Origin of the sequence: Thermococcus sp. LS1 (genome assembly GCF_012027395.1) — an archaeon.
Taxonomy (GTDB): Archaea; Methanobacteriota_B; Thermococci; order Thermococcales; family Thermococcaceae; genus Thermococcus.
This window is the reverse complement of the sequence record NZ_SNUJ01000002.1, coordinates 248,674-268,753: the sequence shown is the minus strand read 5'-3', so window position 1 is coordinate 268,753 and position 20,080 is coordinate 248,674. Positions and strand designations below refer to the sequence as shown.

General features: G+C 52.5%; 24 protein-coding genes. 18 read left to right on the top strand and 6 right to left on the bottom strand.

Features of this window, described 5'->3' with window-relative positions; translation table 11 throughout:
* Positions 1 to 38 precede the first annotated feature (38 nt).
* The 15 genes from E3E26_RS05915 (at position 39) to E3E26_RS05845 (ending at position 11,280) form a co-directional block, all read left to right on the top strand.
* Positions 39 to 539, top strand: a complete 501-nt coding sequence (locus tag E3E26_RS05915; protein ID WP_167900392.1) for a regulator — start codon at positions 39 to 41, stop codon at positions 537 to 539.
* 274 nt (positions 540 to 813) lie between these two features.
* Entirely contained in the window at positions 814 to 1,320 is a 507-nt protein-coding gene (locus tag E3E26_RS05910) for a Na+/H+ antiporter subunit E (RefSeq protein ID WP_167900391.1), read from the top strand.
* Positions 1,317 to 1,571, top strand: coding sequence for a monovalent cation/H+ antiporter complex subunit F (locus E3E26_RS05905; protein WP_167900390.1), 255 nt, complete (start codon positions 1,317 to 1,319; stop codon positions 1,569 to 1,571). The genes E3E26_RS05910 and E3E26_RS05905 overlap by 4 nt, the downstream gene beginning before the upstream one ends.
* Complete coding sequence (gene mnhG / locus E3E26_RS05900) at positions 1,568 to 1,978, top strand: monovalent cation/H(+) antiporter subunit G (RefSeq protein ID WP_167900389.1); 411 nt, start codon at positions 1,568 to 1,570, stop codon at positions 1,976 to 1,978. The genes E3E26_RS05905 and mnhG overlap by 4 nt, the downstream gene beginning before the upstream one ends.
* Positions 1,975 to 2,259, top strand: a complete 285-nt coding sequence (locus tag E3E26_RS05895) for a DUF4040 domain-containing protein (protein ID WP_167900388.1) — start codon at positions 1,975 to 1,977, stop codon at positions 2,257 to 2,259. The genes mnhG and E3E26_RS05895 overlap by 4 nt, the downstream gene beginning before the upstream one ends.
* A 2-nt stretch (positions 2,260 to 2,261) precedes the next feature.
* Complete coding sequence (locus tag E3E26_RS05890) at positions 2,262 to 2,969, top strand: Na(+)/H(+) antiporter subunit B (RefSeq protein ID WP_167900737.1); 708 nt, start codon at positions 2,262 to 2,264, stop codon at positions 2,967 to 2,969.
* The gene (locus E3E26_RS05885; RefSeq protein WP_167900387.1) at positions 2,966 to 3,310 is read left to right on the top strand and encodes an NADH-quinone oxidoreductase subunit K; all 345 of its coding nucleotides are present in this window, start codon (positions 2,966 to 2,968) and stop codon (positions 3,308 to 3,310) included. Before E3E26_RS05890 ends, E3E26_RS05885 begins: the two co-directional genes overlap by 4 nt.
* Positions 3,307 to 4,794, top strand: a complete 1,488-nt coding sequence (locus E3E26_RS05880) for a proton-conducting transporter membrane subunit (protein WP_167900386.1) — start codon at positions 3,307 to 3,309, stop codon at positions 4,792 to 4,794. The genes E3E26_RS05885 and E3E26_RS05880 overlap by 4 nt, the downstream gene beginning before the upstream one ends.
* On the top strand, positions 4,791 to 6,653 hold the full coding sequence (locus E3E26_RS05875) for a proton-conducting transporter membrane subunit (RefSeq protein WP_206204350.1): 1,863 nt from the start codon (positions 4,791 to 4,793) through the stop codon (positions 6,651 to 6,653). The genes E3E26_RS05880 and E3E26_RS05875 overlap by 4 nt, the downstream gene beginning before the upstream one ends.
* Before the next feature lie 3 nt (positions 6,654 to 6,656).
* Positions 6,657 to 7,586 carry a respiratory chain complex I subunit 1 family protein gene (locus tag E3E26_RS05870; RefSeq protein ID WP_167900385.1) on the top strand — a complete coding sequence of 310 codons (930 nt, stop codon included), beginning with the start codon at positions 6,657 to 6,659 and terminating at the stop codon, positions 7,584 to 7,586.
* Between the two features lie 10 nt (positions 7,587 to 7,596).
* Positions 7,597 to 8,169, top strand: a complete 573-nt coding sequence (locus E3E26_RS05865) for an NADH-quinone oxidoreductase subunit B family protein (protein WP_167900735.1) — start codon at positions 7,597 to 7,599, stop codon at positions 8,167 to 8,169.
* A gap of 5 nt (positions 8,170 to 8,174) precedes the next feature.
* Positions 8,175 to 8,708 (top strand): NADH-quinone oxidoreductase subunit C, encoded by a 534-nt coding sequence (locus E3E26_RS05860; protein ID WP_167900734.1) that lies wholly within the window; start codon positions 8,175 to 8,177, stop codon positions 8,706 to 8,708.
* Between the two features lie 10 nt (positions 8,709 to 8,718).
* Complete coding sequence (locus tag E3E26_RS05855; protein WP_167900384.1) at positions 8,719 to 9,894, top strand: NADH-quinone oxidoreductase subunit D; 1,176 nt, start codon at positions 8,719 to 8,721, stop codon at positions 9,892 to 9,894.
* 5 nt (positions 9,895 to 9,899) lie between these two features.
* Positions 9,900 to 10,610, top strand: a complete 711-nt coding sequence (gene nuoI / locus E3E26_RS05850; protein ID WP_167900733.1) for an NADH-quinone oxidoreductase subunit NuoI — start codon at positions 9,900 to 9,902, stop codon at positions 10,608 to 10,610.
* A gap of 85 nt (positions 10,611 to 10,695) precedes the next feature.
* A complete protein-coding gene (locus E3E26_RS05845) occupies positions 10,696 to 11,280 on the top strand; it encodes a DUF996 domain-containing protein (protein ID WP_167900383.1) in 585 nt (194 codons plus the stop codon).
* 29 nt (positions 11,281 to 11,309) lie between these two features.
* Here E3E26_RS05845 and E3E26_RS05840 read toward each other — a convergent pair whose 3' ends face one another.
* Together E3E26_RS05840 and E3E26_RS05835 are read right to left on the bottom strand one after the other, a co-directional pair.
* Complete coding sequence (locus E3E26_RS05840; RefSeq protein ID WP_167900732.1) at positions 11,310 to 12,611, bottom strand: uracil-xanthine permease family protein; 1,302 nt, start codon at positions 12,609 to 12,611, stop codon at positions 11,310 to 11,312.
* Positions 12,612 to 12,689: 78 nt separating this feature from the next.
* On the bottom strand, positions 12,690 to 14,021 hold the full coding sequence (locus E3E26_RS05835; RefSeq protein WP_167900382.1) for a leucine/methionine racemase: 1,332 nt from the start codon (positions 14,019 to 14,021) through the stop codon (positions 12,690 to 12,692).
* 119 nt (positions 14,022 to 14,140) lie between these two features.
* On the opposite strand from E3E26_RS05835, the gene E3E26_RS05830 reads away from it, so the two are divergent.
* The gene (locus E3E26_RS05830; RefSeq protein WP_167900381.1) at positions 14,141 to 14,602 is read left to right on the top strand and encodes an Lrp/AsnC family transcriptional regulator; all 462 of its coding nucleotides are present in this window, start codon (positions 14,141 to 14,143) and stop codon (positions 14,600 to 14,602) included.
* Here the strand turns inward: E3E26_RS05830 and E3E26_RS05825 are convergent.
* The 3 genes from E3E26_RS05825 to E3E26_RS05815 are packed head-to-tail and all read right to left on the bottom strand — an operon-like array spanning position 14,599 to position 17,326.
* Positions 14,599 to 15,675 (bottom strand): Xaa-Pro peptidase family protein, encoded by a 1,077-nt coding sequence (locus E3E26_RS05825; protein WP_167900380.1) that lies wholly within the window; start codon positions 15,673 to 15,675, stop codon positions 14,599 to 14,601. The genes E3E26_RS05830 and E3E26_RS05825 overlap by 4 nt on opposite strands.
* Before the next feature lie 3 nt (positions 15,676 to 15,678).
* Positions 15,679 to 15,990, bottom strand: coding sequence for a cupin domain-containing protein (locus tag E3E26_RS05820; protein ID WP_167900379.1), 312 nt, complete (start codon positions 15,988 to 15,990; stop codon positions 15,679 to 15,681).
* 1 nt (position 15,991) lies between these two features.
* On the bottom strand, positions 15,992 to 17,326 hold the full coding sequence (locus E3E26_RS05815; protein ID WP_167900378.1) for a DUF438 domain-containing protein: 1,335 nt from the start codon (positions 17,324 to 17,326) through the stop codon (positions 15,992 to 15,994).
* Between the two features lie 135 nt (positions 17,327 to 17,461).
* Here E3E26_RS05815 and E3E26_RS05810 point away from each other — a divergent pair, with 135 nt between their 5' ends.
* Positions 17,462 to 17,941 carry a DUF1858 domain-containing protein gene (locus E3E26_RS05810; protein ID WP_167900377.1) on the top strand — a complete coding sequence of 160 codons (480 nt, stop codon included), beginning with the start codon at positions 17,462 to 17,464 and terminating at the stop codon, positions 17,939 to 17,941.
* Here the strand turns inward: E3E26_RS05810 and hcp are convergent.
* Positions 17,938 to 19,302: a hydroxylamine reductase gene (gene hcp, locus E3E26_RS05805; protein ID WP_240911662.1), complete on the bottom strand. Its 1,365-nt coding sequence runs from the start codon at positions 19,300 to 19,302 to the stop codon at positions 17,938 to 17,940. The two genes, E3E26_RS05810 and hcp, sit on opposite strands and share 4 nt — an antisense overlap.
* Before the next feature lie 340 nt (positions 19,303 to 19,642).
* Between hcp and E3E26_RS05800 the strand changes: the two genes are divergently transcribed.
* Entirely contained in the window at positions 19,643 to 20,029 is a 387-nt protein-coding gene (locus tag E3E26_RS05800) for a transcriptional regulator (protein ID WP_167900376.1), read from the top strand.
* Positions 20,030 to 20,080: the final 51 nt, after the last annotated feature.

The following is a 20,080-nucleotide window of genomic DNA, read 5'->3' as shown; positions in this document are numbered from 1 at the left end:
TAAACAGTCTATCGATGGACTATCCTGGGTGAGCAGACATGTGGGGGAAGATTGAACATTACTTTGATGAATATCCCGTCAGGAAGCAGATTGCCAAAACGCTTCTTAAGTACGGCCTTCGCGTCTCTGACGACATGAAGATTAAAGCGGGCGACATAGAGGTCCCGTACACCAAGATAGCCAAGGCCCTTGACGTGGACAGAAGGGTCGTCAAGGAGACCGTCGGCATGATACTCAAGATACCCGAGCTGAAGGAGATATACACCAACCTCGAGCCAACCGTTCACATGAAGTACGTCGGAAGGCACGTTGGCTACGGCGTCATTGAGATCGAGCCCGAGCCGAGGGCGATAGGAATACTCGCCAAGATCGCTCAGAAGATCGCCGAGAGAGAGATCAACATTATTCAGGTAGTTGCCGAGGACCCGGAGCTATATCCTGAAGCAACACTCACCATCATCACAGAGAAACCAATTCCCGGCGACCTGATAAACGAACTCTCCAAGCTTGAGGGCGTCAAGAGGATTTCAATTTATTGAACCATCTCTTCTCTTATAATTTGTTGGTTGAAGTTTTTCTCAACTTTCCCAACTTTTGGTAAACAAATTTGAGAAGTTCGTGGCCCCTATAAAGTTATGCGCCCTGAAGGACTCTTCTTGGCATCATAGAACAAATCTGCTGTCCCCATTTTAACCAAAAGTTTTAAACCTTTGTTCTTCGCTGGTAAGGTTTATAAATCATTGTTTTAAACCAAAAATTAGCTTCGCTTAACTCTGTTGGGAGCACTTCCATCAACCACTGGAGGGTTGCTGAATGGGAGAAGCAAGCAAGATAAGCCGCTACCTGTACACGGTTATCGTGCTGTTCCTGATATGGCTGTTTCTAACGGCCAGTTTAGACCCACAAGAACTCGGATTCGGCCTGCTACTGTCTCTAATCGTTGGGGCCTTCACCTACGAGATATTCACAACCAATGGCCTCGCAAACCTGCATCCAAAGAGAATCGCCTACGCAATAGCCTACATACCCTACTTCCTCTGGGCAATGATCATGGCCAACCTCGATGTTGCATACAGAGTTCTTCACCCCAAGAGACCCATAAACCCCGGAATCGTTGAGTGCAGAACTGTTCTCAAGAGCGACGTTGGGAAGCTCAGCCTTGCGAACTCGATAACCCTGACGCCCGGAACCATAACCCTCGACGTTGACGGTGACAAGTACTTCATCCACTGGATAGACGTCAAGGATGATTCCGTTGAAGGCGCTTCTAAGAGCATAACCGAGCCCTTTGAAAAGTTCCTGAAGGTGATCTTCGGATGATAGGAATAAACGTTTATCTCGCCCTGATAGCGATAGCAACGCTCCTCAGCATGTACAGGGTCTTCAGGGGACCAACGACAGTGGACAGAATCGTGGCTGTTGATATAATGACAACCATAACCACCGGACTCATGGTGCTCTTCGCGCTCTACTACCAGAGAATGACATTCCTCGACGTTGCCCTGGTATACGCGATTCTGGCCTTCGGTGGAGTCATGGCATTCGCGCGCTACATGGAGGGAGGCCTATGAACGCCCTTACGGTGATCGGAGAAGTTCTCGTCCTGCTGGGGACGTTCTTCTACTTCCTATCAGCCCTAGGTCTGATCAGGATGCCCGACGTTTACAACAGGATGCAGACCTCGACCAAGAGCGCCACCCTTGGTTCTCTGGGTGTCATAGTTGGTGTTGGAATTTGGGCTCTCGGGACCGACTTCGGAAGCGCGGCATGGCTCACAAAGACCATCGTCATCGCTGTGTTCCTCCTGCTCACCAACCCAATAAGCGCCCACGCACTCATAAGGGCAGCGTACAAGAGCGGAATCCCACTGTGGGAAGGCAGCATCGTCGACAAGTACAGGGAGCACCTCGAGGCGAAGGTCAAAGCCGAGGAAACCCCCGAAGAAACTGATGAAACCGGGGAGGGTGGTGAGGAATGAACTGCATATCCTGCATAGAGTATATAATCGTGGCTATCATGGTAATCTCCGCAATACTCACCGTCGAGTGGAAGGACCTACTAGCTGCAGCCGTCGGAATGGCAGCCGTCAGCCTGTTCGCCTCACTGCTGTTCTTCTTCCTGCAGGCTCCGGACGTGGCTATGACCGAGGCAGCAATAGGCGCTGCACTCAGCGGTGCCGTGTTCATATTCGCCATTAAGAGAACCCAGAGGTTCGAGACGGAGGAAGAAGAAACGCCCGGGTGGTGGGTGAGATGGTGAGCATCCTCAAGCGCGCTTTGGCAATAATCACACTCCTCATCATAGGGTACTGGCTGGCTCAGGGCTTGGCCGGGGTCCCCTTCGGCGAGGACAAGATGCTCGTCGGCCAGTACTATCTCGACAATGTGAAACAGCAGACCGGCGCTGTTAACGCCGTCACCGCCGTCGTCGTCAACTACCGTGGATTTGATACCCTTGGTGAGGTCACCGTCCTGTTTATAGCATCAACTGGCGTTGGAGCCCTGCTCTGGAGAAGAAAGAAGGAGAGAACCGCAAAGACCGAGGGCTCAATAGTTCTCACAACCGGAACGAGGCTGCTCTTCCCCTTCGTGATGCTCTTCGGCGCCTACATCTTCATTCACGGACACCTCACCCCGGGTGGAGGATTCCCAGGAGGAGCCACCATTGCCACTGCCTTCCTGCTACTGTACCTCGCGTTCATAACCTACGAAATCCCACACAGGGGCTTTGAGGTCACTGAGGGCCTAGCTGGCATGAGCTACGTCGCCGTTGGTCTAATCGGTCTCGCAATAGGCGGTTACTTCCTCTTCGACTGGATATGGCAGACCTGGCAGTTTGGCTGGGACAACGTCGGTAGACTGCTGAGCGGCGGCTTCATACCGATAATCTACACCATCATCGGCATTAAGGTCGGCACAGAGCTCAGCGGAATCATCGACAACATGCTCAAGGAGGAGGTGAGCGAATGATAAGCGTCTACTACTTTGGTGCGATAGCGCTCATCCTCATAGGCCTCTACGCGATCCTAGTGAAAAAGAACCTGCTCAAGATTCTCATAGGCCTCAGCATAATGGAAACGGGCGTTAACCTGCTACTCATCAGCATTGGCTACGTGAGCGGCAAGAGCGCCCCAATACTGAGCGAAGGAATAGGTCCGAGCCAGGCAGTTGACCCGATTCCGCAGGCATTGGTTCTCACGGCGATAGTTATCGGAGTTGCCACCACCGCCATGGCCCTTAGCGTTGCCATCCTGATTTACGAGAAGTACGGAACCCTTAACGTTGAAGAGATAAGGAGGTTGAGAGGATGAACGGGCAGTACGCTGCTCTGCTCATAGCGTTACCCCTCATCAGCGCGTTCTTCGTCCCCGTGTTTAAGGGAATGGGGAAGAACGCCGTCAGGTACTTCCTGATCCTAGTTACCGCCCTCCAGACTGGAATAGCCGCATGGGTCTTCAAAGAGGTCTATACCACTGGCCAGCCAATAATAGTCATCGCCGGCGGCTGGAAGCCACCCGTTGGAATCAACCTCTACCTCGGCCATTTCGCGGCGCTCTTCGTACTCATAATAGCAGTCGTCAGCCTCTTCACTGCGGTCTTCAGCATCAGCGCGGTCAAAACCGAACCCATCGACAAGTATGCCATGCTCTTCCTCCTGCTGATGCTCGGTGCCACCGGAATGATAGCGACCGGTGATATATTCAATCTCTTCGTCTTCATGGAGATAACGGCAATAACTGCCTACGCCCTCACGGCCTACAACAAGACCGGTGAAGCGGCCGAAGCTTCAATGAAGTACATCATCCTCGGTGGAATCGGTTCAAGCTTCTTCCTCATCGGTGTCGCTTTAATCTACGGCTCCCTCGGAACCCTCAACATGGCTCAAATAGCCCAGCTCGCAGCAACTATGGATCCCACCGTAGCCCAGGTCGGCCTCGCGCTCATAATCCTAGGTCTGGCGGTCGAGGCTGAGCTCTTCCCGCTCAACGCCTGGGCGCCCGACGCTTATCAGGCAGCACCGCACCCAATCACCGTCATGTTCTCCGCCTTTGTCGTCAAGGCTGCCCTCTACGCCATGGCGAGGATTCTCTACCTCATGCAGGTCGTCGAGAGCTGGGGCTCAGTGCTTAGGCTGCTCATCGTAATGGCCACCCTCACCGTCGTCGTTGCTGAGCTGGCAGCGCTTAGGCAGAAGAACGTCAAGAGGATGATAGCCTACTCCAGTATCGCCCAGATAGGCCTCATAGCACTCGCCTTCGCCCTCGGCACTCAGGCCGGCGTTGACGCTGGTGTCTTCCACATGGTCAACCACGCGATAGTCAAAGCTCTCCTGTTCCTCGCCGTCGGCTACGTGGCGATAACCCTCGGCGGTGCAGAGCTGGAGAAGTTCCAGGGACTCGGCAGGAGGATGCCGCTCACGGCCTTCGCTATCTCAGTTGGTGCAGTAGCCACCATCGGAATACCGCTCTTCAACGTCTTCTGGAGCAAAATCAGAATAATCCTTGCGACCCTGAACGTCGGCTACACCTGGGCGGCAGTACTTGTACTTTCAGCGAGCGTCGTGGAGGCGGTCTATTACTTCAGGCTGCTCCACGCCATATGGTTCGAAGGAGAGGGGGAGAGAATCAGCGAGAGCATGGTCATCGGCCTCATGATGCTCTTCCTCGCGGCTTTGGTGGTCGTCATAGGAGTCTACCCGGACTACGTTTGGGAGCTCGCCAGGAAGGCTGGGGAGGACATCTTCAACGTGGCCCAGTACGTTAAGAACGTTCCACTGATGGGGGTGGGAGCATGATTAACGAACTTATCATTATCATTTTCGCGCCTCTGATTGCTGGCGTTATCGCCTGGGCGCTTGACATCAAAGGTATTAGAGAGCTGCTCGGCGTTGCCGGTGCAGCCCTTCCCCTAGCTTACCTCATCAAGCTCTATCCGACCGTTGATGCCGAAGGAATGATACAGTACACGCTGAACTTTGCCGGCTTCACCCTTGAGTTCACATTAACCCACATGAGCTGGATATTCGCTATGATAGCCGGTGTTGTTGGCCTTGCCGCAGTGCTTGGAATGGTCTCAACCTCAAAGAACGGCTACGAGTGGCTGTTTGCCCTGATGAGCCTCACCGGCGTCTACGGCATCTTCATAGCCTACGACCTGTTAGGGTTCTTCATCTTCTGGGAAATCATGACCTTCGGAAGCTTCATGATGGTGCTCAAGTACAACAGGGAGGCCTCACTCAAGTACTTCGTGCTCAGCGTTATCGGAGCCTACGCGATGCTCATAGCGATAGGCATAATCTACGCCAAAGTCGGCTCCTTCAGCTTTATAGAAGTTTACAGAGCGTTCTCACAGGACGCAGCACTGGCGGCTGTCGGCTCATCTACCCTCTTCAGCAGGGGCGAAATTGCGTTAATCTTCGGTCTCTTCCTGGTCGCCTTCGGCGTTAAGGCCGGGATGTTCCCGCTTCACGTGTGGGCGCCCGATGCCTACAGCGAGACCAACCAGAGCTACACCGCGATGTTCAGCGGCGTCCTCAGCAAGACTGGCGTTTACGGATTTATCCTCATCTACATGCTCATAGGCTACCGCCTGCTCTATGAATTCGGAACGATTAGAACCGTCCCCAAGTTCGGCTACATCATAGCATTCCTCGGTGGTCTAACCATTATCGTCGGCGGCATCCTCGCGGCGCTCCAGGAGGACATCAGGAAGCTCTTCGCCTACTCCAGTATAAGCCAGCTCGGCTACATCCTCGTGGGCATAGGCGTTGGGACGGCATTGAGCATTGAAGCCGCCATCTACCACGCCATTAGCCACGCCCTCTTCAAGGGACTGTTCTTCCTCATAGTGGCCACCATAATCTACCGCACCGGGAAGACGGAGTTCAAGGACATGGGCGGCCTGGCAGAGAAGATGCCAGTAACATTTGCAATGGCCTTCGTAGCTATACTCAGCCTCGCCGGAATTCCGCCGATGGTCGGCTTCGCCAGCAAGTGGCTAATCTTTGAGTCGGTCATAAGCCAGAACATGCCAATACTCGGCGGCATGGTGTTCTTTGGAAGTGCCGTAGGTTTCGTCTACCTCATCAGGTTCACCTACGCAGTCTGGTTCGGTCAGAGGCCAACCGACCTTGATGACACCAAGGACGCTCCATTGCCACTTGCCATAGGCATGGGCATACTTGCGGTGCTCAACGTTGTCTTCGGTGTCGCTCCAGGTCTTGTGGCCCAGGAGCTGAACAAGATATTCGGCAGAGAGGTCATCGGTGGAACTATATGGGAGCTGAACCTCGGCTTCGGTAAGTACAACGGCCTCCTCCTCACCGTCTGGTTCGTGGTCGGCATGCTCATTGCGGCCATAGTCTACTTCATGGGGGCAGGCGTGAGAAAAGTCCCCGTTACGGACACCTACCAGTCAGGAAACCCAGTAACGATGGAGTACAACCTCACCATCAGGAGGAACTTCTTCCTTCCGCTCAAGGAGGCCCTGTCCTTCTGGCTCAGAATGAGCTTTGACAGGTTCTACAAGGACGTTGGAAAGACTGTTGAGGACTTCGCCGAGACCATGAGGAACTACGTCTACAATGGAAACGTCCAGAGCTATGCCTGGTATCTTGCCATAGTCCTGTTAATCCTCGCTATGTGGGGGGTGTGAAGAATGCTTGAGGTAGCGCTGAAGGCTTTATTTCTCCTAATTTATGCGACCTTCGTCGGGTTCATGTTCATGGGAATAATCAGGAAAGTAAGCGCAAGGATACACAGAAGGGTAGGACCGCCGATCTATCAGCCCATACTTGACACCATCAAGTTCTTCGGCAAGAAGGAGAACATTACCCACGGATTAATCTACGACTTCGGCATCATCTACGCCCTTGGAGCCACGATACTGGCTTTGTTCTTCATCCCGCTGGGAAGCGTCAGCATACTCAGGGCCTACGGTGACCTCATCCTCATCACCTTCCTCCTCGAGATACCGATGCTGGGAATAATGTTCGCTGCAATGAGCTCAGGAAACCCCTATGCAGGAATAGGTGCCCAGAGAGCCCTGCTTACTATGCTCGCCATTCAGGTGCCCCTCGGCTTCGCGATAATAGCACTCGCAGAGTTTTACGGAACCTTCAGCACCTACGAGATAGTCATGGCCCAGCAGACGATGGGATGGAGCATAACCCACGTTTCACTGCTCCTCGCGGCAATAGCCTACGACATTGTCCTTCAGGCAATGTTTGGCAAGGAGCCCTTCGACATCATGATTGCACCCGGTGAAATCTCCCTCGGTCCAATGGTCGAGTTCGGCGGAAAGCACATGGGAATACTCCAGATACAGCACGCCATAGGACTCTTCGCAGAGACGCTGTTCTTCAGCAACATATTCCTTGGCGGAGCAGTTATTACTGCCTTCGCAAGCCCGATACTGAACACCATTGCCAGCCTTGCAATACTCCTCGTCAAGCAGATAGCGGTGCTCCTCATAGCGGTGTTCGTCAGCACGATATTCCCGAGGTTCACGATTGACCAGGCGGCCAAGTTCTACTGGAAGTGGCCGACCATCATAGCCGCACTCGGAGCGATACTTGCAAGCCTGTGAGGTGATGAAAATGGTGGACTGGAGACTCTTCGAACCTCTCTTTAATTATGCGAGAAAGAAGAGCCTTTGGATTGTGGCGTTCTGTACCGGATGTGGCGGTATAGAGATGCCGCCCCTCATGACGTCAAGGTATGACCTAGAGCGATTCGGTATGATGCCAGACCCGAGCCCAAGGCAGTACGACCTCTTCCTCATCACGGGCTACGTTACGCCGAAGACCCTCAAGAGAATCATAATCACCTACGAGATGGCGCCCGATCCAAAGTACGTCCTGGCCCACGGCTCCTGCCCGCTCAACGGTGGAATCTACTGGGACGCCTACAACGCCATCAAGCACCTCGACAAGTACATCCCGGTCGATGTCGTCATAGCCGGATGTATGCCGAGGCCAGAGGCAGTCATGGATGGAATCCAGAAGATAATGGAGATGATTGAGAACGGAACAGCAGACGGATGGAAGAGGTACAAAGAGAACTACGAGTGGTACAAGAAGAACCAGGATGAGCTCTTCGGCGAGGGATGGCGTGAGAGAGAAGCTAGGAGGTGGATTCCATGGCTGATGGACAAGAAAAAGGAGGAGTGAACGGGATGGGTGAAGTCAAGTGGGAGAGAGAGCAGATGCTCGTTGACAAAATCCTTGAAAAAGCTCCCTACGCCGAGGGCAAGGTGCGGCGCGAACGGAGGATTGAGTTCAGCATTCCAGCAGACAGGATAAGGGACTTCCTCATGCTGCTCAAGGAGAACGACTTCGAGCTCATGCTCCAGATAACGACCGTTGACTGGCCCAACGACGGCGAGCTTGAGCTCATCTATCAGATGTGGAGCGTGACCCACAGAACCCACGCCATGGTCAGAACACGGATTCCGAGGGATCTCGATAAGGCAAGGATGCCGACCGTCAAGGACATATACCCTGTGGCTGAGACCTACGAGAGGGACGCCCACGACTTCTTTGGAGTCTACTTCGAGGGCAACGAGAAGATGGAGATGCCGTGGATCCTCGACGACACCGAGCAGGGGCTCTTCCCGCACAGAAAGGACTTCGACATGCTGACCTACGTGAAGAAGAAGTACAAGCTGCTCGACAGGTTCGATGAGGATAAGGACAACTACGTGATTTGAGGTGAGAGTTATGGTTTCACAGAATGAGCTCATTCGGGAAGCGAGAGAAAATGGGATGGATCTGCTCCCAATCGATAAGGACACTTACGAGTTGTTCTTTGGCCCACAGCACATGGCTACTGAGAACTTCAGCATAATCCTCAAGATGGACGGCCACAGGGTTGTGAAGGCCATAGCCAACCCCGGCTTCCTCCACAGAGGCTTTGAGAAGCTCGCCGAGTACAGGCCGTGGTACACGAACATAGCGCTCCTCCTTAGAATCTGTGTTCCAGAGCCAGACGTCCCCGAGGCAATCTACTCAATGGCCGTTGATGAGATAATTGGCTGGGAGGTTCCAGAAAGGGCCCAGTGGATTAGAACAACCGTCCTCGAGATGGCGAGGGTTTCCGCATATCTGTTCTGGATAATGGGCCTGAGCTTCAAGCTCGGTGTCTACACTGCCGGCCAGTGGGCCGCTGCATACAGGGAGAGGCTGATGGCCCTCTTCGAGCAGCTGACCGGTGCCAGGGTCTATCACATATACACCATCCCCGGCGGTGTCAGGAGGGACATTCCGGGCGACAAGTGGCTCCGCCAGCTCAAGGACACCGTTAAGTACATCAGGAGCAAGTTACCAGACTTCGACAACCTTGTCTTCGAGAACTATGTCGCCCACAGGAGGCTTGAGGGAATTGGAGTGATGGACAAGAAGTTTGCCCTCGCTGAAGGCGTCACTGGGCCAAACCTTAGAGCAACTGGAGTCGCCTACGACGTGAGGAGAGCTGACCCATACCTGCTCTACCCAGAGCTCGACTTCGAGGTTCCCGTCCTGAAGGAGGGTGATGCCCTCGCAAGGGCTTTGATAAGGCGCTTCGAGCTTGAGCAGGATCTCTACATCCTCGACCAGCTCCTCGAGATGGGGCCGCCGAGTGGACCGTACAAGGTTGAAGATCCCAGGCTCAAGAATCTCCCGAGGTTTAAGGTTCCGGCAGGAGATGCATTTGCCCACGTGGAATCAACGAAGGGCGACTTTGGTGCCTACGTCGTCAGTGATGGAAAGCACAAGCCGTACAGAGTGCAGATAAGGGGCCCAAGTATAGCCCACGGAGTCAGGGTTCTCGAGCAGCTCTTGGTTGGAGCAAGAATAGCTGACGTCCCCGTGATATTGATGAGCCTTGACAACTGTCCACCGGACATCGACAGGTGATGAAGATGGAGGTTGATTTTAAGGTCGCCCCAGAAGAGAAAATCAGGAAGAAGCCATCGTTCATCAAGCCCTGGATGGGCCTCAAATACCTCTTCAAGAAGCCAGTTACCATCAAGATACCCTACGAGACGGTACAGGCAGCTAAGGACTACAGGGGATTCCACACCCTCGACTGGAAGAAGTGTGTCGGCTGTAACTTCTGCGGCCAGATATGTCCGGCGAGGGCAATAGAGATGACCTGGATAGAAGTGGATGGCAAGATGGAGAAGAGGCCACATCCAAAGATAGACTACGGCAGGTGTACCTTCTGTGAGTTCTGTGTCGACGTCTGTCCAACTGGAGCGCTGGGCTTCATCGAGAACTACATCCTCACTACCGAGTGGAAGGACGAGGAGCTGGAGCTCTTCGACTGGGTTCCAATCCATCCAGACAAGTTCAGGGAGATAAACGAGAAGTTCCCCGACTACAGGTTCCCGGTGGAGAAGATAGAGTTCAACAAGGAAACGAAGGAGGTCACCTACTACCTGAGAGACGGAGAGGTCATGAAGTTCAAGATACTCGGCTACGGCATCAGGCCGCCGAAGCCACCGACAAAGCCCACTCAGAAGGCAGCTGCAAAAGCAGCGGAGAAGAATGATACCAAGCCGGTTGAAAAGCCCACTGAGAAGAAGGAAGCAGAGAAGCCAGTTGAGAAGGCAAAAGAAAAGAAAGAATGAACCTCTTTTTCTCCCCCATTAATTTCCTGCCATTTTTTCGAAATGATTTTAAGAAGTTCGTGAGTTATTAACCTGGTGGAATCTTATGGGAATAGACGTCAGGAATGAAAAGAACTTCGGTCTCTGGGGATCAATCTTAGCGCTCGTCGCGGCGTTTATGGGAGCAATACCCTACATCGGCGTCTTTGGAAGCACGCTATCACTGATTGCATTCATACTGGTCTTGATCGCCCTGAAGGGAATCGGGGATAAGGTTGGTGATGAGAGGCCTTTCAAGTATTACCTCTACAGCGTCATTGTGGCCATTGTAGGAGTGGTATTCGCGATAGTTTTCATCTTGGTTGGAGCAATAACATTGCCAGAAGGAGGCATGCATGAACCTCACGTGGCATTCGGTATAGGGATGGTTCTGCTCGGCATCATACTCATAATCGCCGTGTTTATACTGGCGGCATACTTCCAGAAGCAGGCATGGGAGGTCATGTACGAAATAACTGGGGTAGAAGAGTTCCAGAAGACCGCCAAATGGCTCTGGTGGGGTGCCTTAACGCTCATAATACTCATAGGAGGCATCCTGCTGCTAATTGCCGCAATCTACCAGGTAATAGCATTCTCTAACATGCCCGAGGAGCTTGAGTTTAGAGGGACGTACGAGAGACCCATCTACTAACTCCTTTTCTTTTCTCAAAAATTGAAAGGTCAGAGGAGCCTGTCGAGGATTATTGCCGTCAACGCCCCAACCGCCATGCCTGACTCAAGTATGCTGGAAACTATCTCCGGAAAGTGGGCGAGGAATTCTGCTGGAAGCTGCGGTGCTCCAAGGCCGGCTATGAGAGCTGCAGCCAGTATAAGTGTGTTTCTGTCGTTGAGCTCGACCTTTTCGGTTATCAACCTAAGCCCTGTGACGCTTATCATGCCGTAGAGAGCCAGTGTGAGGCCGCCGAGCACTGGGGCTGGCATCGATGCCAGAACCCCCGCAAACTTGGGAACCAGCGACAGAAGGATTAGAATGACTGCACCAACCTGAACGACGTGCCTGCTCCCGACCTTTGTCAGGGCAACGACACCGATGTTCTCGGAGTAGCTTGTCGTTCCGCAGGCACCCAAAAGGCCGGCTATCGAGCAGGCCAGTCCTTCGCTACCTATACCGCGGGCTATGTGCTTCTCCGTTATTTCCGAGCCGGTCACGGTGGCTATCGCGTGGTAGTCGCCGACGCTCTCGATTATGCTTACCATGAATGCGAAAAGCAGGATAACAATGGCCGTCGTGTCAAAGATAGGCTCACCCCAAGGAAGAAGCTTGGGCAGGCTGAATGCTGGAAGGTTCTTCACTAGGTCGAAGTTGGCTAGGCCTAGAGGGATACTGACGAGGTAGCCCACTAGGGCACCTATGACAACAGGCATTGCTTTGAGGCTGCCCTTTGCCTTCAGTGCGACGAACACTGTTGTGAGGAAGGTAACCCCCGCGACGATGACGGAGCTCACGATGGTGCTTCCACTTGGGTCGGCATAGAAGTTGAGGAAGTTCTTGACGGCAACGTCCGCCAAGCTGAAGCCTATGAGCATTATTGTAACTCCTGTGACGAGAGGTGTGAAGAGTTTTCTGACCTTGCCGATTATACCGAGCCAGCCTATAGCCGCCTCAATCAAGCCCCCCACGATAAGTGCACCCTGTACGGCAGCCATGCCAATACTTGAGCCTATCGCTATCAGCCCTGGGATGAAGGCGAAGCTCGAACCCTGGACTATCGGGTAGCGCGAGCCTATCGTCGTCTGCAGAAGTGTCGCGATGCCCATGGCCAGAAGAACCGCCTGTATCATGAGGGCAACCAGGTCGCCGCTGAGACCTATTGCACCGCCCACGACCAGCGGAACAGTGACGGTCGCTCCAAACATCGCCAGAACGTGCTGAAGGCCAAAAACCAAAGCCTTCGAGGGTTCAACTTTATCCTCGATTCCAATCTTCAAAACCTTCTTCCTTTCGAACTCCAAAGCTTCCATTGAAGCCCGCTCAAGCTGTATCAAAATTTGTTTAAAAAGTTTTCGGAAAAAGGCCAAATAGACAAAAACTTGTTAAAGTCACCACCCCTGCACCTTCGAAAGAACGTCATCTGGAACCTTACCTTCCTCGACGTCAGCTATCGCCTGCTCCAGCCTGTTCAAACCTTCTTCGAGCACATCTTCCTCTATCGTCAGCGGCGGCTGAATCCTCAGCACGTGCCCCTGAAGGAACGCCAAAACAAGGCCGAGCTCGTAGGCGCGCCACACAACTTTTCTTGCCTCTTCATAGGCCCTCTCCTTGGTATCCCTGTCCTTGACGAGGTCAACGCCGAGCATCAGTCCAAGCCCCCTGACATCACCGATGAGTTCATGCTCCTCTTTCATCTTCTCAAGGCGTTTTTTCGTATACTTTCCGAGCTTTTCGGCTCTCCTAAGAAGATCTTTCTCCTCGATTTCCTCGATGACTGCCAAGGCTGCTCTGCTCGCCACTGGATTGCCGCTCAGTGTGAAGGTGTGGCCAAGGGGTGGAAGGGAGTCCATTATCTCAGCCCTCCCGATTATCGCACTTATAGGTAAGCCGCCGCCGAGAGGCTTGGCAAGGGTTATTATATCCGGCGTAACGCCGAAATGCTCTATCGCGAACCATTTGCCGGTTCTCCCCATACCGCTCTGCACCTCATCCACCACGAGGAGAATACCGTGCTCATCGAGGATGCGCTTGATTTTTTTGAAGTAGCCCTCCGGCGGCACTACCATCCCGGCGTCGCCTTGTATGGGCTCGGCAAAGAGTGCAGCCGTTCCCTCAGCGTAAACTTCGCCCTCGAACTTCTCCTTGAGATATTTAACGCACTCCATCTTACAGGTTTTCGGCTCCTTGCCGAAGGGACAGCGATAGCAGTTGGGATAGGGAATATAGTGAACCCCGCTCAGCTCTCCGACTATGGCGCGAACCTCAAAGTCCAGACCGGTTATGCTCATCGCTCCATAGGTAGCACCGTAGTAGCTTCTGAGATAGCTCAGGATCGCCTGCCTCCCTGTGTAGGCTCTAGCAAACTTTATGGCCCCGTCGTTGGCGTCACTCCCACTCAGGCCAAGAATGACCTTCGAATTTTCAATTGGAGAAATCTCAGTTAGTTTTTCAGCCAAGAGCAGGGGCTCCACTGGAAAACCATATATGAATGTGAAGTGGATGAGGTTATCTACCTGCCTCTTTATCGCCTGAACGACACGCGGATTGTTGTGGCCGACGTTCTGAACGGCTGCATCGCTGAGGAAGTCTATGTACTCCCTCCCTTCGATGTCCCAGACTTTGGCATTCTCGGCTCTAACTCCAACTATCGGAGCATAGGTAACGCGCGCGGCCTTTGGAAAAACCCTTGAATAGCGCTCGAGAATTTCTTCCTTCCTCATGCCTGCATCCCCAGATGCTGTATACTCTCGGAATTAATAGCAATTTCGGCCAAATTTTGCTTAATTCGTAGAAAAGCTTAAAAGGTATGTGACATATTGACAATATTGGTGGCCATAAAATGCGGAAAAATGAGCACCTTGACGAACTTGACAGGATGGTACTCCACATCCTCCAGGAGGATGGCAGGGCAAGCTACTCGGAGATAGCGAGGAGACTCAGAGTACCGGAGTCAACCGTAAGGCTCCGCGTGAAAAGGCTCGTTGAGAGGGGCGTTATCAGGAAGTTTGCAGCGCTGATAAATCCATTCAAGGCGGGTTATTCAATTGTTGCCTTCATAGCGGTTGACGTTGAACCGAACAGGGTGAAGAAGGCCGCCGAGGAGCTGAGCAAGCTACCAGAGGTTGACGTTCTGGGAATAGCCACAGGTGCACATGACATACTCATGCAGGTAACTGTAAAAGACCTCCAGGAGCTGGAGAGCTTTCTAATAGAGAAGCTCGGAAAAATAGAGGGAATAAGGAGCACGGAAACCTCAATCCTTACGAGCGTCCGGAAATGGGGCTATGCAAGGGTGTTTTAGGTCACTCTCTCAAGGCCGTTTTTCTTTACTATGTAAGTGTCCTCGTGCTTTATCGCACCCTCGGGAATCATGAGCGGTGGGTGGATTATTGTCAGAACCATGTTCTCCTGCACCTTTGCGGCCCTCTGTGGGACAACAATGGTCGTTATCGGTGGTTCCTCGATTAACAGGCCGACTCCGTGGGTGTAGCCAGCTATGTAGGCATCGCCGAAGCCCCTCTCCTTGAAGAAATTCGCAAGCTTCTTCTCAACGGAAGCTAGTGGGACACCAATCCGAGTCTCTTCGAGCGCCAGCTTGTAAGCCTCTTCCTTGACCTCAATGGCTTTTCTGACACTCTCGCCGGGATCGCCAACCACGAAAGTCCTCGCCATGTTCGCATAATAATGGTTCCAGTCTGCCCCTATAACGACGGTAACAACGCCGTTCTCCTTTACTCTAAGGTCCCTGAAGGGCTCGGCATGTGCCCTCGGTGTCGTTGAAACGTAGACCTTTGGATCCTCAGAGCCATTGAGCATTAGCTCGCGCATAACCTCTGCCGCTATCTCCAGTTCGCTCATACCGGGCTTTATTGTCTCCTCTGCGACATTCATACCCTTCTGAGCGATCTTTCCGGCCTTCCTGATGTTGTCGAGTTCCCATTCATCCTTGATCATTCTGAGACCCATCGTCAGGTTGAGGACGTCCACTATCTCAACCGTCGGGTTGAGACGTTCGAATATCTTGAGGAATATAAGGTACGCGTCCCTCTCAATGCCAAACTCAAGGCCGACACGCTCCATGCCGTTGCGGTGTATCCAGCCCACAACACCAGCCATTAGATCCTCGACCTTCTGGAACTCGACGACATTCTCTATCCAGCTTCTCCGCTTGAACTCCTCGGCTTCGCCCCAGACCACAAAGACCAGAGGATCACCTTCCGCCGGAATGAAGAGCGCCGGCCGGAGCCACTTGGTGCCGGTGAAGTAGATAAAGCTCGACAGAGTTCTGATGACTGCCCCATCTATCTCATTCTCCCTTAAAAGCTCCTGAAAGCGCTCGACCCTTTTCCGAAATATCTCCGGATTTCCCCTCATTTTTCACACCACCTTAACTACGAGGAAGGACATCTCCATGCTTCCAGCGTTCGAGACGCTGTGGGGGATGTTCCTAGGTAAGTATACGAGGTATCCCTTCTTAACCTCTGCCCTCTCTTCACCGACTTCTACCACACCCTTTCCCTTGAGCACGTAGAGGAAGGCATCCACCGAAGTGGAGTGCTTCTTGAGCTCTTCACCGGGTTTTAGGCTCACGTGGAGCACGCTGACCTTCTCCATCGCGAGGAGCTTTCTAACGTCCACTCCATGTGGATTCTCAATCCTTTTCGCTTCCTCCACATTGGTGACCATCATATCAATCCCTCCAATCGAGAAGCCTCTTTTCGCCTTCAATTTTCTTATACGGGGCGATGTCCATCGTAATCTCAAGGGTCCCGAGATATTCACCGTTATCATCGAAGAGCGGCACGTATTTGATGTAAACGTACTTCGGCCCCATGCGTATCCAGAAGGTGGCCTCTTTCTTCCTGCCCTCTTTGAAGGCCTTGAGGATTTTGTTCACTATGTGGACGCTCTTAGGTGGATGGCAGAGCTGGACGGGCCTTCCGAGGACGCTCAACGAGCGCGCAAATATCCTCTCGCCTGGCGAGAAGAACCTCACGCGGTCGTCCTTGTCTATAAAGGTCACATCAACTGGAAGGGCCTCGAATATTTTCTTGAGCTCCTCTATGCTTACGTATCCAGTTCCAAGGTCTATGTCACCCTCGCGTTTGAGCTCAGCTTTGTCAAACTCCAGCGGCTGTCCCTTAAGGGCCTGCTGAACCTCCTTTGGAAGGCTGAGGAGCTGCGCTGCATTCAGCGTCGGGTCAATCTGCCAGGGGTGGAGGGGCTCAACGTCGGGGTTCCACTCCTTTGGCTGGACTTTGTAGTATCCAAACTCGTCTTCCTGAAGTCTTATAGCCTTCCACTCACCCTCGCTCAGTAGGGCCTTAACGGTGGGATAGAATATGTTGTTTTCCCTGAAGACCATGTCAGTTAGGGCAAAGGCGGCCTCACTCGCCTTGGCCTTGAACTTCTCCACAAACTCCTCCCAGGGCATCTCCTCCCTCTTCCTCAAAAGCTCGGCGAGGTGCTTTATCATGAATCTTATCTCGTCGTGCTTCGTCCAGAGGACGGTTGCTATTGCCGTTAGGCCGCGGCGCTCGATGTATGGGAAAATGAGCATCTCCTCGCGGTTGTAGTGGGTGAAGCCGACCCTCCTGAGGTTGGTCACTATCTCCTCAAGGATCCCGAGAATTTCCCTTCTCATGCGCTCGTCCTTGGTGTTGACCAGTGTCGAGGCGTATAGGTTGAGCATCTCGGCGTCCTTCATTATCTCCTTGTTCTCCTCGTAGAGAGTCCTGAGCGGGTGTCCCTCTGGAAGGTCCTTCTCTTCGAGCTCGTCAGTACCTGAAACTGCCTCGCGGAAGAGCTCGACGTGGATGTCGCACATCTTGGCTATCTCCTTGGCGGAGATGCCTTCCTTCACCAGCTCCTGCTCGATGAGCGGGATTTCGAGGGGGGAGATGCTACTTAAGACTGCTTTGAACTCTGCCTTCAGCTTGTTTACATCTTCTCCCTCGTGTATCTTTTTGAGCAGACTCTTGAGCTGCTCCTTCTTATAATCACGGTTGCTGAGTAACTCAGTCATCTTTATCACCTTCATGACACATGTCATAGGTAGCGCTTATAAGTATTTCTGGACATATGTGAGTATACGGAACTAAACAATTCTGACCAGTAAAGCTTATATGTCGCGTGTCATATATTCGAACGGTGAGCGAAAATGATGCTCGATGTTAGGGGTTTGGAACCTCCTCAACCAGCGGTTATGATCCTCGAGAGCCTCGGGAAGCTCAAGGTCGGGGATACACTTGAGGTTATAGGCGACAGGCCTTTCGTTGACCTGATTCCCAAGTTGGAAGAGGCAGGATACGACATTGAAGTTGGAGAAGTCGGCGGTTTCTTCGTCCTCAAAGTTACGAAGACCGAAAGCTCAAAGGAGCTTAAGATGGAAGTTAAAGAGTGCGACGATAAGCTGGATGAGATAACAGAAGACACCAACGTGGCTAAGCTCCTTAAGGCCTATCCTCAGTCCCTTGAGATACTCGTCAAGTATGGCTTCTCCCCGCTCCAGAACCCTGTGATGAGGAAAACTTTGGCCAGGACAGTGACCCTCAGGCAAGCCAAAAAGCTTCTCGGTATGAGCGACGAGAAGTTCGAGGAAATGATGGAAGAATTGAAAAAACTGGAGGAAAGGAATTAATCCACCTCCTCCACTGAGATAGCCCCATCTTCCACCTTTATTCCCTTGCTGAGCATATCCTTTAGATCCTTTTCTGGGTCTCCGATAAGCCTAAGGTCAAACTGCTTCCTCAGGATTTCGAAGACAGCCGGGGTAAGGAACTCCGGCGGTTTTGGACCGATGTAGATACCCTTTATTCCGAGGTAGAGCAGGGAGTAGAGGATGGCTATCGCCTTCTGCTCCATCCAGCTGAGAACTATGCTGACCGGGAGCGAGTTCACGTCCGTTCCAAGCTCGCTCGCCAGGGCCACGGCTATCTCGATTATAGAGTAGACGTTGTTGCACTGGCCGAAGTCGAGGAAGCGCGGGATTCCGTCGATGGTGCCGTAGTTCCTTGCGTTGTAGCGGAACTTGCCGCAGGCGGCGGAGAGTATTATGGCATCTTCCGGAATCAGCTCGGTGAGCCTCTCGTAGTACCCCATGCCCTTGTGTGGCGTGTCACAGCCGCCAACCACGAATATGTGCCTTATCCTGCCCTCCTGGATCAGCTCTATCAGCTTGTCCTTCATCGCCAGCACATTGGTGTGGTGGAAGCCCGTGAGGAGCTTTCCTCCCTCTATCTTCTCCATCTTCGGCGTTTCAAGGGCGCGCTTGATAAGCGGCTCGAAGTTGTAGTCCTCGATGTGAGGAACTCCCTCAAGGCCGGCTATTCCAACTGTGAATATTCTGTCCGCGTAGGCCTTTGTCGGCTGCTGCACACAGTTGCTCGTGCCCAGTATGACCCCCGGAAACTCCGCGAACTCCTTCCTCTGATAGAGCCACGAGCCACCCCAGTTGCCGTAGAGAGACTTGAACTTCCTCAGCTCTGGATATGCATGAGCGGGAAACATTTCGGCGTGGGTGTACACCTTAATTTCATCTTCCAGCCCCATCTCCTCTATCTGCCTCAGGAGCTCGTAGAGTGCCTTGTAGCTGTGGCCGGTGACTAATATACCATGTCCCTCAGCAGTTCCAGTGGGGACCTCTACCGGCTCTGGCCTGCCGAAGGTCTCCACATAGGCTCTGTCTAGGAGCTTCATGGCCTCTAGGTGAATCCTTCCGTTCTCAAGGATGAGTCCAAGGAAGCGGTTTTTGTCGAAATTGACGTTCGTCAGGGTAGAGTATAGTGCCTCGGCAAGGAAATGGCCAATCTCTGGATTGTCATAGCCAACCTCGAGCGCGTGGTAGTAGTAGGCGGCGGTGCCCTTTATTCCATAGAGCAACGCTTCCTGAAGGGAGTTCAAGTCGGGGTCTTTTCCGCACACGCCCCTAACGGTACAGCCACCACTCAGGCTCATCGAACACTGGTTGCAGAGCATTCCAACACCTCCAGACAACTTCATCACGATCCCTCCTATGACACATGTCATATACTTCGAGTTATAGATGAAGATACCTTCATAAAAAGTTTGCGGTTTCTTAACCTAAAAGGCCATATTTACATAGCTGGAAAGAAAATATTCGGGACGTATGATTGCATTAACTGTTACATCATGTTCTAATTTTTGAATTAAATGTTTTCGACTTTCCCGCTCTCCCAAAGTATATATGACACGTGTCATTACATTGTAATCTCTAGAGAACCACGAGTTATGACAAAGAAAATGTCCGTTTAATCCAACCTGAGGCTTGGCCAAAATTCGACCAAAAGTCTTAAATATTCCGTGCGTCATATAGGGATACATGAAAACGAATGCTTTCGAAGTTGCTTCACGCTATGTCTATCCCTCGCTGAGGCGCAGACTTGTAGAGATACTCAGGGAGAAGGGACTCAAACAGACACAGATAGCGGAGCTTTTGCACATTACCCAGTCTGCCGTTTCTCGATATCTGAGGATGGACAGGGGAGCTTTAATAGACGTCGCCCAATTCCCAGACATAGATGATGACCTCAAAAAGCTCGCCGAGGAGATAATCAGGAAGAGACCTACCGAGTACGAAATCCACTCGATGCTAGTTCAAATTTCGCTGGAGATGCTGGGCAAGGGTTACGTCTGTTCTTTCCACTCCCAAATTGATCCCGAGTTGAACCCTGCCCAGTGCAGGATCTGCCTGGAACTGTTCGGTTAGCCGAAAGTTTACAGCCGAGACTAACACAACATTTAATATGTTTCGACGTGT

What these genes read in the sequence shown, in the direction of transcription:
- E3E26_RS05910 (WP_167900391.1), top strand. Translation starts at nt 814, where the DNA reads ATGGGAGAAGCAAGCAAGATAAGCCGCTACCTGTACACGGTTATCGTG.
- mnhG (WP_167900389.1), top strand. Translation starts at nt 1,568, where the DNA reads ATGAACGCCCTTACGGTGATCGGAGAAGTTCTCGTCCTGCTGGGGACG.
- E3E26_RS05860 (WP_167900734.1), top strand. Translation starts at nt 8,175, where the DNA reads ATGGGTGAAGTCAAGTGGGAGAGAGAGCAGATGCTCGTTGACAAAATC.
- nuoI (WP_167900733.1), top strand. Translation starts at nt 9,900, where the DNA reads ATGGAGGTTGATTTTAAGGTCGCCCCAGAAGAGAAAATCAGGAAGAAG.
- E3E26_RS05865 (WP_167900735.1), top strand. Translation starts at nt 7,597, where the DNA reads ATGGTGGACTGGAGACTCTTCGAACCTCTCTTTAATTATGCGAGAAAG.
- E3E26_RS05905 (WP_167900390.1), top strand. Translation starts at nt 1,317, where the DNA reads ATGATAGGAATAAACGTTTATCTCGCCCTGATAGCGATAGCAACGCTC.
- E3E26_RS05810 (WP_167900377.1), top strand. Translation starts at nt 17,462, where the DNA reads ATGATGCTCGATGTTAGGGGTTTGGAACCTCCTCAACCAGCGGTTATG.
- E3E26_RS05870 (WP_167900385.1), top strand. Translation starts at nt 6,657, where the DNA reads ATGCTTGAGGTAGCGCTGAAGGCTTTATTTCTCCTAATTTATGCGACC.
- E3E26_RS05835 (WP_167900382.1), bottom strand. Translation starts at nt 14,021, where the DNA reads ATGAGGAAGGAAGAAATTCTCGAGCGCTATTCAAGGGTTTTTCCAAAG.
- E3E26_RS05895 (WP_167900388.1), top strand. Translation starts at nt 1,975, where the DNA reads ATGAACTGCATATCCTGCATAGAGTATATAATCGTGGCTATCATGGTA.
- E3E26_RS05845 (WP_167900383.1), top strand. Translation starts at nt 10,696, where the DNA reads ATGGGAATAGACGTCAGGAATGAAAAGAACTTCGGTCTCTGGGGATCA.
- E3E26_RS05880 (WP_167900386.1), top strand. Translation starts at nt 3,307, where the DNA reads ATGAACGGGCAGTACGCTGCTCTGCTCATAGCGTTACCCCTCATCAGC.
- E3E26_RS05875 (WP_206204350.1), top strand. Translation starts at nt 4,791, where the DNA reads ATGATTAACGAACTTATCATTATCATTTTCGCGCCTCTGATTGCTGGC.
- E3E26_RS05840 (WP_167900732.1), bottom strand. Translation starts at nt 12,611, where the DNA reads ATGGAAGCTTTGGAGTTCGAAAGGAAGAAGGTTTTGAAGATTGGAATC.
- E3E26_RS05825 (WP_167900380.1), bottom strand. Translation starts at nt 15,675, where the DNA reads ATGAGGGGAAATCCGGAGATATTTCGGAAAAGGGTCGAGCGCTTTCAG.
- E3E26_RS05915 (WP_167900392.1), top strand. Translation starts at nt 39, where the DNA reads ATGTGGGGGAAGATTGAACATTACTTTGATGAATATCCCGTCAGGAAG.
- E3E26_RS05830 (WP_167900381.1), top strand. Translation starts at nt 14,141, where the DNA reads ATGCGGAAAAATGAGCACCTTGACGAACTTGACAGGATGGTACTCCAC.
- E3E26_RS05855 (WP_167900384.1), top strand. Translation starts at nt 8,719, where the DNA reads ATGGTTTCACAGAATGAGCTCATTCGGGAAGCGAGAGAAAATGGGATG.
- hcp (WP_240911662.1), bottom strand. Translation starts at nt 19,302, where the DNA reads ATGAAGTTGTCTGGAGGTGTTGGAATGCTCTGCAACCAGTGTTCGATG.
- E3E26_RS05820 (WP_167900379.1), bottom strand. Translation starts at nt 15,990, where the DNA reads ATGATGGTCACCAATGTGGAGGAAGCGAAAAGGATTGAGAATCCACAT.
- E3E26_RS05800 (WP_167900376.1), top strand. Translation starts at nt 19,643, where the DNA reads ATGAAAACGAATGCTTTCGAAGTTGCTTCACGCTATGTCTATCCCTCG.
- E3E26_RS05815 (WP_167900378.1), bottom strand. Translation starts at nt 17,326, where the DNA reads ATGACTGAGTTACTCAGCAACCGTGATTATAAGAAGGAGCAGCTCAAG.
- E3E26_RS05885 (WP_167900387.1), top strand. Translation starts at nt 2,966, where the DNA reads ATGATAAGCGTCTACTACTTTGGTGCGATAGCGCTCATCCTCATAGGC.